We start from the raw sequence: 14,278 nt of genomic DNA, 5'->3' as shown, positions 1-14,278 counted from the left end.
CCGGGCGGCCCGCCCGCTCGCCCCAGCCCCCGCCGCCGCTCCGGCCCCGGCGCCGGCCCCGGCGCCGGTCGCCGCCCCGATCACCACCGCAGCCGCCGCCCCGACCACTGCTGCGATGGCCGCCGACATCGCCGCCCTCCGCGCCGCCCTCCTCGCCGCGCAGCTGCAGGCCGCCAGCCCGGCCCCCGCGGCCGCGGCCGCTCCCGCCGGGCGCCCCTCGCGCGCCGAGCGCCGGGCCGCCCAGGCCCGGACCGCCGCCGCGCCCACCGCCCAGGACCAGGGCGCGCTCGCCGGCTCGGTCCTCTCCCCGACCACCTGGAAGCAGGCGTTCCGCGCGGTGAACCGCCGCGCGTCCTGACCCGCCGACCCGTCACCTTCGCACCGCCGAGTCGTCACATCTGAACCACCGAGTCGTCACGTCCGCACCGCCGTGGCGCCGCGCGTCCCTGCCTGCCCACCGAACCGCCCCGAGAGCGAGGTGAACCGATCATGACCAGCCCCCGCCGTACCCCCGCAGCCCGCCGCTCCACGCGGCTCGCACTGGCCCTGCTCGGCCCCCTCGCCGCGGTCCTCGGGCTGCTCGCCCTGGCCGCGCCGGCCTCGGCCGCTCCGTCGAGCGTCGCCTCCAGCGTCCAGGCCGGCGTCCAGGCCGCAGCCCCCCTCCTCGACCAGGGCAGCGTGGCGCTGGCCCCGCAGCCCGACGTCCAGGAGGACCAGGGCGGACAGGGTGCGGGACGGGGCGGACAGGGCGCCGGCGGCGAGAACGTGCTCATCGACGTCGACGGCCTCACCAAGAAGCCGAGCTCCTCGGTCAGCCTGCTGCTGACACTGACCCTGCTCTCGCTGGCCCCGGCGATCCTGCTGACCTGCACCAGCTTCACCAAGATCCTGGTGGTGCTGGGCCTGACCCGCAACGCGCTGGGCCTCATGCAGACCCCGCCCAACCAGGTGCTGGCCGGCCTGGCGCTCTTCCTGAGCCTGTTCATCATGGCGCCGACCCTGAGCGACATCAACGAGGTCGGGATCCAGCCCTACCTGGACGGGGACAAGACCGCGGCAGCCGCCTACGAGACCGGTGTGGAGCCGCTGCGCGAGTTCATGCTCGACCAGACCGGTGACGAGGAGCTGGCGCTGCTCACCAACGTGGCCCGCCGCGACCTGCCGGCCAACCGGGCCGAGGTGCCGATGTCGACGCTGGTCCCCGCGTTCATCATCAGCGAGCTCAAGGCCGCCTTCATCATCGGCTTCATCATCTTCATCCCCTTCCTGGTCATCGACATCGTCGTCTCCGGGGCGCTGATGGCGCTGGGCATGATGATGATGCCGCCGGTGATGGTCTCCCTGCCGTTCAAGCTGCTGCTCTTCGTCCTCGTCGACGGGTGGGGACTGATCATCACAGCCCTGGTCCAGAGCTATGCCTAGCTGCCGAGAGGCAGCCAGCGCCCCTGACCCCGCCACCGCCCCGACCCGCACCCCGGGCGCCGGAGGCCACCCCGACCAGGCACCACGGAGGACCCCGTGAACGACACCACCGTCATCGAGATCGCCACCCTCACCATGGAGGTCGCCCTCAAGCTGTCCGCGCCGATCCTGCTGACGGCGCTCTCGGTGGGCTTCACGGTCTCGCTGTTCCAGTCGATGACCCAGATCCAGGAGTTCACCCTGGCCTTCGTCCCGAAGGTCGTGGCCGTGGGTGCCGCGCTCGTCGCCTCCGGCAACTGGATGCTCCAGACCCTCGTGGCCTTCACCGAGGACCTCTTCGCCATGATCCCCAGCCTGCTGGCCTGACCGGAGAGCCCGACCCCGTCCGTGTACGTCACCCTCGCCGGAGAACCGCTCCTGGCCTACCTGCTCGCCTCGGTGCGCATCGTGGCCTGGCTGCTGGTCGTGCCGCCGTTCTCGACGCGCGCGGTACCGACGATGGCGAAGGTGGTGCTGAGCCTGGGCCTGGCCCTGACCGTCGCGCCGGCGATGGCCCAGGCCGAGGTCCCCCTGGAGCTCGGGGGCCTGCTGGTCTCGGTGGTGACCCAGGTGGCCACCGGCGCGGCGCTGGGCTTCCTCACCTCGCTGCTCTTCGCGGCGGTGGCCGCAGCGGGCAGCCTGGTCGACGTCTTCGGCGGCTTCGCCCTCGCCCAGGGCTTCGACCCGCTGGGCCAGAACTCCAGCACGGTCTTCGGCACCTTCCACCAGTGGCTGTTCACGATGCTGCTCTTCGCCAGCGGCGGGCACCTGCTGGTCATCGGCGGGCTGCTGCGCACCTTCGACCTGCTGCCCGTCGGGCAGATGCCGCAGGTCGAGGACGGCACGGGCCTGCTGACCCGGGCCTTCACCCTCTTCGCGGTCATCGCGGTGCAGGTGGCGCTGCCGATGATCGCGGTGCTCTTCGTCTCCGACCTCGGCCTGGCGCTGATGACCAAGGTCGCCCCGCAGCTCAACGCCCTCAACGTGATGTTCCCCGCCAAGATCGGCATGACCCTGCTCCTGGTGGGTCTGAGCTTCCCCGTCCTCACCACCGTCGTCGAGCGGGTCGTCGACCACGCCATGGCGGCGATGGCCGCCCTCGTGGGCGGCGGCTGAGGAGGGGGTGAGCGGACGTGGCCGGTGAGAAGACCGAGAAGGCGACCCCGAAGAAGCGCAAGGAGTCGCGCAAGGAGGGGCAGGTCGCCCGCACCGCCGAGCTCGGCGGCTGGATCAGCCTGCTGCTGGTCACCCTGGCCCTGCCGCCGGTCATGCGTGGGGCCGCCGAGTCGATGACGTCCCTCATGAGCGCCTGCCTGCGCGCGATCGAGGACCCGAGCGTCGAGGTGGCCACCGCGCTGGTGAAGGAGGCCTCGATGTCGGCCTTCCTCGCGCTCCTGATCCTGGGCAGCGTCGTGCTCGTCCTCAGCACCGTCATCACCCTGGCCCAGGGCGGGTTCTACATCGCCTCCAAGATGGCCAAGCCGGACCTGAAGAAGCTCAACCTGATCCAGGGCGTCAAGCGGATGTTCGGCGCCCAGGCCTGGTGGGAGCTGGCCAAGATGCTGATCAAGAGCGCCCTGGTGACGGGGCTGGTCTACCAGGGCGTCATGGCGCTGATGCCGATGGTCGGCGGCCTCGTGCCGCTCACGACGACGATCGAGCTCGGCAGCGACCACGCGTTCACGCTGCTGCGGAACGTCGCGATCGCCGGTGTGGTCATGGGTGCGCTCGACTACCTGATGGCGCGCCGCCGCACCACCAAGCAGACCAACATGACCAAGCAGGAGGTCAAGGACGAGCACAAGCAGGCCGAGGGCGACCCGATGCTCAAGGGGGCCATCCGCTCGCGCCAGCTGGCGGCGTCGCGCAACCGGATGATCGCCGACGTGGCCGACGCCGACGTCGTGCTGGTCAACCCGACGCACGTCGCGGTGGCGCTGCGCTACCGCCCGGAGCGCGGCGCCCCGGTCGTCGTGGCCCGCGGCGCCGGCGTGGTCGCCGCCCGCATCCGCAGCGTCGCCTCCGAGGCCGGCGTCCCCCTGGTCCAGGACGTCCCCCTGGCCCGCGCGCTCTACCGCTCGACCGAGGTGGGCATGGAGATCCCGACCGAGCTCTTCGCCGCGGTCGCGCACATCCTCGCCTTCGTGATCAGCCGCCGCGGCAGGGGCTCGTACGCCGGCACCCACCGCTCCCCCCGCGCCGAGGGCGCGCTGCCCGAGGTGCGCACGGCCGGCCAGCGCCGCCGTCGTACGCCGTCCGCCGCGGCCACGCGACCGGCCGGGTCCGCTGCGTCGGCCTCCGGGCCGGCACCCGCCCGAGCCGCGTCGCCGAACTCCTCAGGTGCCCTGGCCACCCGTCGATAGGACCCTCGACGCCAGGAGGGCGTTGCGACACATCTGCTGCAGCCAGGACGGCTGGTCGACGAAGCTCCACGACCCCGGAAGGCACGCATGTCCCTCCAGCGCCTGACCAAGCTCGGCGTGCCGATCGGCATCGTCATGATCGTCGTGATGCTCGTCGTCCCGCTGCCCGCGATGGTCCTCGACCTGCTGATCGCCGCCAACATCGCCGGTGCGCTGCTGGTGCTGCTGACCGCGATGTCGGTGAAGCGACCGCTGGACTTCGCGGCCTTCCCCGCGGTCCTGCTGGTGATGACCCTCTTCCGCCTGGCCCTCAACGTCAGCGCGACCCGGCTGGTGCTGCTCGACGGCTACGCCGGCAAGGTGATCGAGACCTTCGGTCACTTCGTCGTCGGCGGCTCGCTCATCGTCGGCCTGATCATCTTCACCATCCTGCTGATCATCCAGTTCGTGGTGATCACCAAGGGCGCCGAGCGGGTTGCCGAGGTCGGCGCCCGCTTCACCCTGGACGCCATGCCGGGCAAGCAGATGGCCATCGACGCCGACCTCAACTCCGGGCTGATCGACGAGGACGAGGCTCGTCGTCGCCGCAAGGAGGTCCACGCCGAGGCCGACTTCTTCGGCGCGATGGACGGTGCCTCGAAGTTCGTCAAGGGCGACGCGATCGCCGCCATCCTCATCACCGTCGTGAACCTGATCGGCGGCATGACCATCGGGCTGGTCCAGCTCGGCATGAGCCCCGCCGACGCGGTCAGCACCTACTCGCTGCTGACCGTCGGCGACGGCCTGGTCAGCCAGATCCCCGCCCTGCTGCTCTCGGTCGCCACCGGCCTGGTCGTCACCCGCAGCGCCTCGGAGTCCGACATGGGCTCCGACATGGTCGGGCAGCTCACCGGCAACAAGAACGCCCTGCAGATCGCCGGCTTCGGCTCGATGGCGCTGCTCCTCATCCCGGGCCTGCCCAAGATCCCGTTCCTGCTCGTCGGTGGGGTGCTGCTGCTGCTCTCCGCCCGCGCCGAGCGTCCCGAGCCCGCCGCCGTCGAGGCCACCGAGGCCGTGGGCGAGCTGCCCACCGCCGACCACCCCGAGCAGCTGGCCGAGGAGATCCAGGTCGACCCGCTGGGCCTGGAGCTGTCCGCCGACATGATCGACCTGGTGGACCACGCCCACGGCGGGGACCTGCTGCAGCGGGTCAAGGCGCTGCGCCGCAAGATCGCCGGCGAGCTCGGCGTCGTCGTCCCGCTGGTACGTACCCGCGACAACCTCGAGCTGCCCAGCCGCACCTACGCCATCAAGCTCTTCGACATCGAGGTCGCGCGCGGCGAGGCGCCCCCGGGCACCGTCCTGGCGATCGGCGACTTCCTCGGCTCGCTGCCGGGCGAGGCCACCAAGGAGCCGGTCTTCGGGCTGGAGGCCAAGTGGATCCCCGCCGAGCTGCGGGCCCAGGCCGAGCTCTCCGGCGCCACGGTCGTCGAGCGCTCGGCCGTGATCACCACCCACCTCTCGCAGGTGGTCACGACGTACGCCGCCCGGTTGCTCGGCCGGGAGGACGTCCGCCTGCTCACCGACGTCGTCAAGCGCACGCACCCCAACGTCGTCGACGAGCTCACTCCGAGCCTGCTCTCCCTGGGCGAGGTGCAGCGGGTGCTGCAGCAGCTGCTCGAGGAGGGCATCGCGATCCGCGACCTCGTGCGGATCTATGAGGCGCTGTCGATGAAGGCTGCGCAGACCAAGGACGTCGACGCCCTCGTCGACGCCGCCCGCGCCGCCCTCGGGCCGGCCGTCGTCGCGCCGTACGTCGCCGGCGGGACCGTGCACGTCCTCAGCTTCGACCCGATCTTCGAGCAGCGGCTCCTGGAGTCGCTGCGCCACGGCGACCAGGGCCCCGCCCTGGTGCTCGACCCGGTGACCGCGCAGACCGTGATCGGCGGCCTGGCCCAGCACCTCGTCGACGCCGAGAATCACAACATCCGCCCCGTGCTGGTGTGCGCACCGCAGTTGCGCGCCGCCGTGCGTCGGCTCGTGCGACCGGCCATCGACCGGTTGCCCGTGCTGGCCTACCCCGAGCTCGCCGGGACCGCCCAGGTGCGGTCCGTGGGCGTGATCGGCGGCGAGCGCACCTCGGTCCTCGCCGGCCAGGACCCGATGGGAGCCTGATCCATGAACCTGCTCTCCCCCACCGTCCTCGGCGCCGCCGGGGTCTGCGCCTCCCCGGCGCTCTATCAGACCCTCGTCACCGGCGGCGTGCCGCTGGAGGTCGCGATGACGCGCTACCTCGTGGCCCTGGTGCTGTGCTGGGTCGCGATCTCGCTGGTGGCCGCCCTGGTCGGCGAGCCTCCGGCCCCCGCGGCCCGCGCCACCGACCCCGGGGTCGACGCCGCGCCGGTCCCGGACGTGGAACGACCCCCAGGCGTGCCGGCGGAGTAGCTCGGGAGAGCACCTCCGGCGGCTGGTCCGGCGGACGGGTCCGGACCGACCTGGGGGTCGGGTGGCTGCCGGGTATTGCCGGCAGCGACGTCCTAGGAGCCGCTGCTAGCGAGCAGCCACCTCACGCGTCCGTAGAGAAATCATTGATCGGACCACCTCCTTTCCCGTGTCCCTCCACGGTAGGTCGGCTCGCGCGTGCGGACAACGGATTTCTCGGCGGGGGCTCGATCGAAACCTTTCACTGGCCAGATCGATTGTTATTCGATAGATTCCTCTCGACTCACGAGAGGAATCAGCATGAACCCGTACGTCGTCGCAGCCCTCCGCACCGTCCTGGCCCTCGGTCTGGCCGGCTCGCTGTTCGTCCAGGCGGTGATGGTCCCGCTGCTCTTCCTCGACCTCGACGACGCCTCGACGCCGGTGCGCGTGCAGGTGGTGGCGATCGTGCTGCTGGGGATCGTGGCGGTGCAGGTCGTCATGGTCTGCACCTGGCGGCTGCTCACGCTGGTCGGGCGCGACGAGGTGTTCTCGCCCCGGTCCTTCCGCTACGTCGACACGATCAGCGGGGCGGTCGTGGCCGCCGCCCTGCTGCTCTTCTGGCTCGGTGCGGTCGCCGCTCCGGGCGAGGACGTCGCTCCGGGGGTGGTGCTGCTGGTCGGCGGGGCCGGCGGGCTGGTGCTGGGCGCCGCCCTGGTGGTCCGGGTGATGCGCGCGCTCCTCGTGCAGGCGGTCGGCATGCGCGACGAGCTGGCCGAGGTCATCTGATGCCCATCGTCGTCGACATCGACGTCATGCTCGCCCGCCGCAAGATGTCGGTCGGAGCACTGGCCGAGGCGGTCGGCATCACCCCGGCCAACCTGGCGGTGCTCAAGAACGGTCGCGCCAAGGCGGTGCGGTTCAGCACGCTCGAGGCGCTGTGCGAGGTGCTGGACTGCCAGCCCGGCGACCTGCTGCGGCACGAGCCCGGCCCCGGCTGACTGCCTCCGGACGCAGCAGTGCCCCGCCCGGACGAACCGGACGGGGCACCGCGAGGTGGACCTGGTGGGTCCAGCCGAGATCAGATCGCGCGGACGCGCTCGGCCTGGGGGCCCTTGGGGCCCTGGGTGACGTCGAACTCGACGGCCTGGTTCTCGTCCAGCGACTTGTAGCCGGTGGACTCGATGGCGGAGTAGTGGACGAAGACGTCAGCGCCGCCGTCGTTCTGAGCAATGAAGCCGAAACCCTTCTCGGCGTTGAACCACTTGACGGTTCCCTGAGCCATGATGCTGTTCCTTCGTGTTTCTTCGCGGCGCACTTTGCGCCGCGTGGGCTGAAGACATCCGTTCACGTACCTGATGTCCAGCGAAACCGAAGACCAAGAGACTTTGAGATGCGGCACCGGCGTCCTGCCGAGTGCCAGGACGACCGGGGCCGTCCCTCCAACGCCGGCAACACTAGCCCCTCGCGACGCCGAACGCACCATCCCCGCCCGGCAGCGCCGCGACCGGTCCGCCGGCCGGCGCGTCCGCGTCCTCCGGGGCGGCTGCCAGCTGGGAGCGGTGCAGGGCGGCGTACGCCCCGTCGGCGGCGAGGAGCTCGGCGTGCGTGCCCTGCTCGACGATCGCGCCGTCGGCCATCACCAGGATCAGGTCGGCGTCGCGGATCGTGGAGAGGCGGTGGGCGATGACGAAGGAGGTGCGGTCGCTGCGCAGCGCCGCCATCGCGTGCTGCAGCAGCAGTTCGGTGCGGGTGTCGACGCTGGAGGTCGCCTCGTCGAGGATCAGCAGCGCGGGGTCGGTGAGGAAGGCGCGCGCGATGGTCAGCAGCTGCCGCTCCCCCGCCGACAGGTTGGCGCCGTCCTCGGCCACGACCGTGTCGTAGCCCTCGGGCAGGGAGTGGACGAAGCGGTCGACGTACGTCGCCCGGGCGGCCTCGCGGACCTGCTCCTCGCTCGCGCCGGGCCGGCCGTAGGCGATGTTGTCGCGGATCGTGCCCTCGAAGAGCCAGGTGTCCTGCAGCACCATCCCGATCCGCGAGCGCAGCTCCTGGCGGGTCATGGCGGCGGTGTCCTCGCCGTCGAGCAGGATCCGCCCGCCGTCGAGGTCGTAGAAGCGCATCACCAGGTTGACCAGGGTGGTCTTGCCCGCGCCGGTCGGCCCGACGATCGCGACGGTCTGGCCGGGGCGGGCCACCAGCGAGAGGTCCCGGATCAGCGGGCGGTCCGGGTCGTAGGAGAAGGAGACGTGCTCGAAGGCGACCTCGCCGCGGGTCGCGCCGCTCGGCGGGCGGCGTACGACGGCGACCGGCTCCTCCTCGGCGTCGAGCAGCTCGAAGACCCGCTCGGCCGACGCCACGCCCGATTGCAGCAGGTTGGCCATCGAGGCCACCGTGGTGAGCGGCTGGGTGAACTGGCGGGTGTACTGCACGAAGGCCTGCACCTCGCCCAGCGTCACCGCGCCGGAGCTGATCCGCAGCGCCCCCACGACGGCGACCACGACGTAGTTGAGGTTGCCGATGAACATCATCGTCGGCATCACCAGGCCGCTGACCAGCTGCGCCCGGAAGGACACCTCGTGCAGGTCCTCGTTGTGCTCGGCGAAGGTGCGCTCGACCTCGTCGGTGCGACCGAGGACCTTCACCAGGGCGTGACCGGAGAAGGCCTCCTCGATGTGGGCGTTGAGCTGGCCCGTGCGCCGCCACTGCGCCACGAACTCGCCCTGGGAGCGACGCATGATCGCCCGCGTCGCGACCAGCGACAGCGGCACGCTGAGCAGGGCGACCAGTGCCAGCAGCGGGCTGATCCACACCATCATCGCCAGCACCGCGACGACGGTGAGCAGCGACTGGAGCAGCTGGCCCATCGTCTGCTGCAGGGTGGTGCTGACGTTGTCGATGTCGTTGGTGACCCGGCTCAGCAGCTCCCCGCGCGGCGAGCGGTCGACGTAGCCCAGCGGCAGCCGGTGGATCTTGTCCTCGACCTCCGCGCGCATCCGCTGCACGGTGCGTTGCACGACGCCGTTGAGCACGTAGCCGGCCCACCACGACAGGAGCGAGGCGGCGGCGTAGACCGCGAGCACCAGCAGCAGCCACTGCCCCACGGCGCCGAAGTCGACGCCCTGGCCGGGCACCACCCCCTGCCCCTGGACGGCCTCGGGCAGCTGGTCGTCGGGGGTGCCCACGGGCGTCCGCGCACCGATGAAGCCGCGGAAGACCAGGTCGGTGGCGTGCCCGAGCAGCCGGGGGCCGACCGACATCAGGCCCACCGAGGCGACCACCAGCACGACGACGAGCAGGGCCTGGAGGCGGTCGGGGCGCATCCGACCGACCAGCCGGCGCGCGGACGGCACGAAGGTCATCGCCTTCTGACCGACCATGCCGCCGGCCATCGGGCCGCGCCCCGGTCCGCCCTGGGGGGCCTCGATCCGCTCGGTCGCGGCGAAGCCCTGGACCTTGGGCCTCCCTGCGGAGGCGGTCTCGACGACGCCCTCGCCGGGGCCCGGGCTGCCCGACCCTCGGGACCCGCTCATGCGGCGTCCTCGGCCTCGGCGGAGAGCTGGGAGGCGACGATCTCCTGGTAGGTCGCGCAGTCGCGCAGCAGCTCCTCGTGGGTGCCGCGGCCCACGACCCGACCGTCCTCGAGCACCAGGATCTGGTCGGCGTCGCGGATGGTCGAGACCCGCTGCGCCACCACGACGACGGTCGCGTCGGTGGTGATGCGGCGCAGGGCCGCACGCAGCCGGGCGTCGGTGGCCAGGTCGAGGGCGGAGAAGGCGTCGTCGAGCAGGTAGACCGCCGGGCGGCGCACGACGGCGCGCGCGATGGCGAGGCGCTGCCGCTGGCCCCCGGAGAAGTTGGTGCCGCCCTGGGAGACGGGGGCGTCCAGACCGTCGGGGAGCGCCTCGACGAAGTCGCGCGCCTGCGCGACCTCGAGCGCCTCCCACATCTGCTCCTCGGTCGCGTCGGGGCGACCGTGGGCGAGGTTGGAGCGGACGGTGCCGCTGAAGAGGTAGGCCTTCTGGGGCACCAGCCCGAGCTCGGCCCACAGCACCTCGGGGTCGAGGTCGCGCACGTCGACCCCGGCCACGCGCACAGTGCCGGCGGTGGCGTCGAAGAGTCGCGGCACCAGGTTGACCAGCGTCGACTTGCCGGCGCCGGTCGAGCCGACCACGGCGAGGACCTCGCCGGGCCGGGCGCTGAGCGAGCAGCCGGCCAGCACGGGGGCCTCGGCGCCGGGGTAGGAGAACGTCACGCCCTCCAGGTCGAGGTGGCCGCGGCGCGCCGGGTCGAGCGGGCGCGGGTCGGTGCTGCGGCGTACGGACGTCTCGGTGGCCAGCACCTCGGTGATCCGCTCCGCACAGACCGCCGAGCGCGGCACCTGCATGAGCATGAAGGTCGCCATCATCACCGACATCAGGATCTGCATGAGGTAGGACAGGAAGGCGGTCAGCGCCCCGACCTCCATCTGCCCCGCGTCGACCCGCTGCCCGCCGAACCACACCACCGCGACGCTGGAGACGTTCACCACCAGCATCGCCAGCGGGAACATCGTGGCCATCCACCGACCGGCCGTCGTGGCGACGTCGGTCAGCGCGTCGTTGGCGACCGCGAAACGCTGCGTCTCGTGCTCCTCGCGCACGAACGCGCGCACGACCCGGATGCCGGCCAGCTGCTCGCGCAGCACCCGGTTGACCTCGTCGATGCGGGTCTGGACGAGCCGGAAGCTCGGCACCATCCGCGAGACCACGAAGCCGACGGAGACGAAGAGCGCGGGCACGACGACGGCGAGGATCCAGCCCAGGCCGCGGTCTTCGCGCAGCGCCATCAGCACGCCGCCGACCATCATGATCGGGCTCGAGACCGCGATCAGGCAGGTCATCACGACGAGCATCTGCACCTGCTGCACGTCGTTGGTCGTGCGCGTGATGAGCGAGGGGGCGCCGATCTCCTGCACCTCGCGCTGGGAGAAGGAGCCGACGCGCTGGAAGAGGTCGCGACGCAGGTCGCGGCCGAAGGACGTCGCCGTGCGCGCGCCGAACCACACCGCCCCGACCGAGCAGACGATCTGGACCAGCGAGACCGCCAGCATGATCCCGCCGAGGCGCAGAATGAGCCCCTCGTCGCCGGGGACCACCCCGTCGTCGATGATCGCGGCGTTGAGGCTGGGCAGGTAGAGCATCGCCAGCACCGCGGCGAGCTGGAGCGCGACGACGGCCGCGAGCCAGGAGCGGTACGGCGCCAGGCGCTGCCTCAGGAGGGCGACGAGCACCGGGGGCTCCTCGCGGCGGTCACGGTGGCGGGGGCCGTCACGGCTGCAGCCGCCGGACGGTCCAGCCGTCCCCGGCCCGGCGGTACTCGAAGCGGTCGTGCAGCCGGCTGGGTCGGCCCTGCCAGAGCTCCACGACCTCCGGCCGCACGCGGTAGCCGCCCCACTGCTCCGGCGGGGTGACCTCGCGGCCCTCGAACTCCCGCTCCGCCGCGGCGTACGCCGCCTCCAGGGTCGCGCGGTCCGCGACCGGCTGCGACTGCGCCGAGGCGTGCGCCCCGAGCTGGCTGCCGCGCGGCCGGACCGCGAAGTAGGTCTCGACCTCCTCACGGGGCAGCAGCTCGGCGGTGCCCTCGACCCGCACCTGGCGCTCGAGCGGGTGCCACGGGAAGAGCAGGGCCACCCGGGGCTCGGCCGCGAGCGCGCGCCCCTTGCGGGAGGCGTGGTTGGTGTAGAACACGAACCCGCCGTCGGAGCCGTCCTCGAGGCCCTTGAGCAGCACGGTGCGCGCCGAGGGCCGCCCGTCGTCGTCGACGGTCGCCACGACCATCGCGTTGGGCTCGTCCAGGCCGGAGGCGAGCGCCTCCTCGAACCACCGCCGGAACACCACCAGCGGGTCGGGGTCGAGGTCGCCCTCGTCGAGCCCCTTCGCGGCGTACTCGTGGCGCAGCGCGCGCAGGTCGGTCATGCCTCCGAGAGTAGGGCGTGGCTCTCGACTCGGGGTGCGTGCCGGCGTCGTCCGGGGCGTGACCTCGCAAGGCGCCGGCGCGCCGCCGTACTTGGCCGTCCAGCAAGCGACGGCAACGCAGCGAGGGTGCGTCCCGGGCGGCACCGGCGCCGTGCTCCGAGTCGAGAGGCACGCCCTCGGTCCAGCGCCCACGGAGCGGCCCCCGGACCGGGTGTGCCCCGCGTCCGGCAGAATGCGGGAGGTTCTGAGGGCCGCGACCCGGCCCACGAGAGAGACGACGAAGGAGTCGACATGCCTGAGGTGCACCACGGACTGGAGGGCGTCGTCGCCTTCGAGACCCAGATCGCCGAGCCGGACAAGGAGGGCTCCGCGCTCCGCTACCGCGGCGTCGACATCGAGGACCTCGTCGGCCGGGTGCCGTTCGAGAACGTCTGGGGCCTGCTGGTCGACGGCACCTACACCCCCGGCCTCCCGCCGGCCGAGCCGTACAACATCGCCATCCACACCGGTGACGTGCGCGCCGACGTGCAGGCCTCGGTCGCGATGCTCGCGCCGATGCTCGGCATGGGCCAGACCTACGACATCTCCGACGAGCAGGCCCGCCTGGACCTCTCCCGCGTCGCGGTGATGGTGCTGTCCTACGCCGCGCAGTCCGCGCGCGGCCTCGGCACCTACGTCGTCCCGCAGAGCGACGTCGACCAGGGCAGGACGCTGGCCGAGAAGTTCCTCATCCGCTGGAGGGGCGAGGCCGACCCCAAGCACGTCAAGGCGATCGACGCCTACTGGTCCTCCGCGGCCGAGCACGGCATGAACGCCTCGACCTTCACCGCGCGTGTCATCACCTCCACGGGCGCCGACGTCGCGGCCGCCTTCTCCGGCGCCATCGGCGCGATGAGCGGCCCGCTGCACGGCGGCGCCCCCTCCCGCGTGCTCGGCATGATCGAGCAGGTCGAGAAGACCGGTGACGCGGCGGCGTACGTCAAGAAGCTGCTCGACGACGGCGAGCGCCTCATGGGCTTCGGTCACCGCGTCTACCGCGCCGAGGACCCCCGCGCCCGCGTGCTGCGCCGCACCGCCAAGGAGCTCAACGCCCCCCGCTACGAGGTGGCCGAGGCGCTGGAGAAGGCGGCTCTCGAGGAGCTGCGTGCCCGCCGCCCCGACCGCGTCCTCGAGACCAACGTGGAGTTCTGGGCCGCGATCGTCCTGGACTTCGCCGAGGTGCCGGCCAACATGTTCACCTCGATGTTCACCTGCGCCCGCACCGGCGGCTGGTCGGCGCACATCCTGGAGCAGAAGACCACCGGTCGCCTGATCCGCCCCTCGGCGATCTACACCGGCCCCTCCTCGCGTCCCGCCGACGCGGTCGAGGGCTGGGACGCCTCCTGGGCCGGCTGACCCTCCCCGCCGAGCAGTCACTTTCGAACCCTCGAGCCGTCACGTTCGCCCGCCTCAGCGGTGCGGAGGTGACGGCTCGAGGGTTCTTTTCTGACGGCTCGGCGATCAGTCCTTCTTCTTCTCGACCCGGCCGTCGTAGAAGCTGGTGCGCCCGTAGCCGCCCTTGCGGCTCAGCGAGACGTGCACGTGGTCGCGGTGGCGCAGGGTCTTGGAGCACTTCTTGAGCTTCTTGCACGAGGAGCTGAGGTAGGGCTCGGGCTCGAAGCCGTCCCAGGCCGACCACATCCGGTCGTCCCAGATGACGTACATGATCCCCATCCGGCGTGCCTTCGCCGCCGGGCGGTCACGGTGGTCCTCTGCCAGTACGTCGCGGAGGAACTCCTTGACCCGGGCGCGGCCGGCCTTGGTCGTGGCGTCGTTGGACCAGTCGACCGCGCGTCCCTCCTGGTGCTCCGAGACGCTGTCGGTGCAGGCCGCACCGATCCGGCCGCGCGCGCCGCCGTACGTCCTCACCAGCCAGCCGGCGAGGTACTCCGCCCCCGCCTTCGCCTTCGGGCTGCAGCGCTCCTCGGGCTGGTACGACGCGAAGTCCTCCAGCTCGGCGTGGGCGGCCGGGGCTGTCGCGACGACGGCGACGGGCAGCAGCAGGGTCACGAGAAGAGCCGCGAGCACGCGGCGGACCAGGACGATCATGGTGTTCCCTCC

At 72.0% G+C, this 14,278-nt stretch carries 15 protein-coding genes; 10 read left to right on the top strand and 5 right to left on the bottom strand.

All coding sequences use genetic code 11. The annotated features are described in order from the left end of the window. The 9 genes from Q1V71_RS11395 to Q1V71_RS11355 form a co-directional block, all read left to right on the top strand. The coding region (locus Q1V71_RS11395; protein ID WP_300643917.1) for a hypothetical protein at nucleotides 1-358 on the top strand (358 nt) is incomplete at its 5' end. A gap of 131 nt (nucleotides 359-489) precedes the next feature. Beyond that, on the top strand, nucleotides 490-1,422 hold the full coding sequence (gene fliP / locus Q1V71_RS11390) for a flagellar type III secretion system pore protein FliP (RefSeq protein ID WP_300643916.1): 933 nt from the start codon (nucleotides 490-492) through the stop codon (nucleotides 1,420-1,422). A 96-nt stretch (nucleotides 1,423-1,518) separates the two neighbouring features. Continuing rightward, nucleotides 1,519-1,788 (top strand): flagellar biosynthetic protein FliQ, encoded by a 270-nt coding sequence (locus Q1V71_RS11385; RefSeq protein WP_300643914.1) that lies wholly within the window; start codon nucleotides 1,519-1,521, stop codon nucleotides 1,786-1,788. A 21-nt stretch (nucleotides 1,789-1,809) separates the two neighbouring features. After that, nucleotides 1,810-2,577 (top strand): flagellar biosynthetic protein FliR, encoded by a 768-nt coding sequence (locus Q1V71_RS11380; RefSeq protein WP_300643913.1) that lies wholly within the window; start codon nucleotides 1,810-1,812, stop codon nucleotides 2,575-2,577. A gap of 17 nt (nucleotides 2,578-2,594) precedes the next feature. Continuing rightward, nucleotides 2,595-3,824, top strand: coding sequence for an EscU/YscU/HrcU family type III secretion system export apparatus switch protein (locus Q1V71_RS11375; protein WP_300643911.1), 1,230 nt, complete (start codon nucleotides 2,595-2,597; stop codon nucleotides 3,822-3,824). 87 nt (nucleotides 3,825-3,911) lie between these two features. Then, a complete protein-coding gene (gene flhA / locus Q1V71_RS11370; RefSeq protein ID WP_300643909.1) occupies nucleotides 3,912-5,978 on the top strand; it encodes a flagellar biosynthesis protein FlhA in 2,067 nt (688 codons plus the stop codon). Between the two features lie 3 nt (nucleotides 5,979-5,981). After that, on the top strand, nucleotides 5,982-6,248 hold the full coding sequence (locus Q1V71_RS11365; protein ID WP_300643907.1) for a hypothetical protein: 267 nt from the start codon (nucleotides 5,982-5,984) through the stop codon (nucleotides 6,246-6,248). A 297-nt stretch (nucleotides 6,249-6,545) separates the two neighbouring features. After that, nucleotides 6,546-7,013 (top strand): DUF2975 domain-containing protein, encoded by a 468-nt coding sequence (locus tag Q1V71_RS11360; protein ID WP_300643905.1) that lies wholly within the window; start codon nucleotides 6,546-6,548, stop codon nucleotides 7,011-7,013. Continuing rightward, on the top strand, nucleotides 7,013-7,225 hold the full coding sequence (locus Q1V71_RS11355; RefSeq protein WP_300643904.1) for a helix-turn-helix transcriptional regulator: 213 nt from the start codon (nucleotides 7,013-7,015) through the stop codon (nucleotides 7,223-7,225). Before Q1V71_RS11360 ends, Q1V71_RS11355 begins: the two co-directional genes overlap by 1 nt. An 80-nt stretch (nucleotides 7,226-7,305) precedes the next feature. Here Q1V71_RS11355 and Q1V71_RS11350 read toward each other — a convergent pair whose 3' ends face one another. The 4 genes from Q1V71_RS11350 to pdxH form a co-directional block, all read right to left on the bottom strand. Continuing rightward, nucleotides 7,306-7,509 carry a cold-shock protein gene (locus Q1V71_RS11350; protein WP_300643902.1) on the bottom strand — a complete coding sequence of 68 codons (204 nt, stop codon included), beginning with the start codon at nucleotides 7,507-7,509 and terminating at the stop codon, nucleotides 7,306-7,308. 172 nt (nucleotides 7,510-7,681) lie between these two features. After that, entirely contained in the window at nucleotides 7,682-9,754 is a 2,073-nt protein-coding gene (locus Q1V71_RS11345; protein ID WP_300643900.1) for an ABC transporter ATP-binding protein, read from the bottom strand. Further along, the gene (locus tag Q1V71_RS11340) at nucleotides 9,751-11,493 is read right to left on the bottom strand and encodes an ABC transporter ATP-binding protein (protein ID WP_300643898.1); all 1,743 of its coding nucleotides are present in this window, start codon (nucleotides 11,491-11,493) and stop codon (nucleotides 9,751-9,753) included. Before Q1V71_RS11340 ends, Q1V71_RS11345 begins: the two co-directional genes overlap by 4 nt. 37 nt (nucleotides 11,494-11,530) lie before the next feature. Next, entirely contained in the window at nucleotides 11,531-12,178 is a 648-nt protein-coding gene (gene pdxH, locus Q1V71_RS11335) for a pyridoxamine 5'-phosphate oxidase (protein ID WP_300643896.1), read from the bottom strand. A 291-nt stretch (nucleotides 12,179-12,469) separates the two neighbouring features. Between pdxH and Q1V71_RS11330 the strand changes: the two genes are divergently transcribed. Further along, complete coding sequence (locus Q1V71_RS11330) at nucleotides 12,470-13,573, top strand: citrate synthase 2 (RefSeq protein WP_300643894.1); 1,104 nt, start codon at nucleotides 12,470-12,472, stop codon at nucleotides 13,571-13,573. A 105-nt stretch (nucleotides 13,574-13,678) separates the two neighbouring features. Here Q1V71_RS11330 and Q1V71_RS11325 read toward each other — a convergent pair whose 3' ends face one another. Beyond that, the gene (locus Q1V71_RS11325) at nucleotides 13,679-14,266 is read right to left on the bottom strand and encodes a hypothetical protein (protein ID WP_300643892.1); all 588 of its coding nucleotides are present in this window, start codon (nucleotides 14,264-14,266) and stop codon (nucleotides 13,679-13,681) included. Nucleotides 14,267-14,278 lie beyond the last annotated feature (12 nt).

Origin of the sequence: Nocardioides sp., from assembly GCF_030149505.1 — a bacterium.
GTDB lineage: Bacteria > Actinomycetota > Actinomycetes > Propionibacteriales > Nocardioidaceae > Nocardioides.
The sequence above is the reverse complement of the archived record's forward strand: the minus strand, read 5'-3'. Positions and strand labels throughout refer to the sequence as shown.

Bases quoted from the DNA above. Each gene is read 5' to 3' on its own strand.
- Q1V71_RS11365 (WP_300643907.1), top strand. From the start codon at position 5,982: ATGAACCTGCTCTCCCCCACCGTCCTCGGCGCCGCCGGGGTCTGCGCC.
- fliP (WP_300643916.1), top strand. From the start codon at position 490: ATGACCAGCCCCCGCCGTACCCCCGCAGCCCGCCGCTCCACGCGGCTC.
- Q1V71_RS11325 (WP_300643892.1), bottom strand. From the start codon at position 14,266: ATGATCGTCCTGGTCCGCCGCGTGCTCGCGGCTCTTCTCGTGACCCTG.
- Q1V71_RS11330 (WP_300643894.1), top strand. From the start codon at position 12,470: ATGCCTGAGGTGCACCACGGACTGGAGGGCGTCGTCGCCTTCGAGACC.
- flhA (WP_300643909.1), top strand. From the start codon at position 3,912: ATGTCCCTCCAGCGCCTGACCAAGCTCGGCGTGCCGATCGGCATCGTC.
- Q1V71_RS11360 (WP_300643905.1), top strand. From the start codon at position 6,546: ATGAACCCGTACGTCGTCGCAGCCCTCCGCACCGTCCTGGCCCTCGGT.
- Q1V71_RS11350 (WP_300643902.1), bottom strand. From the start codon at position 7,509: ATGGCTCAGGGAACCGTCAAGTGGTTCAACGCCGAGAAGGGTTTCGGC.
- pdxH (WP_300643896.1), bottom strand. From the start codon at position 12,178: ATGACCGACCTGCGCGCGCTGCGCCACGAGTACGCCGCGAAGGGGCTC.
- Q1V71_RS11355 (WP_300643904.1), top strand. From the start codon at position 7,013: ATGCCCATCGTCGTCGACATCGACGTCATGCTCGCCCGCCGCAAGATG.
- Q1V71_RS11345 (WP_300643900.1), bottom strand. From the start codon at position 9,754: ATGAGCGGGTCCCGAGGGTCGGGCAGCCCGGGCCCCGGCGAGGGCGTC.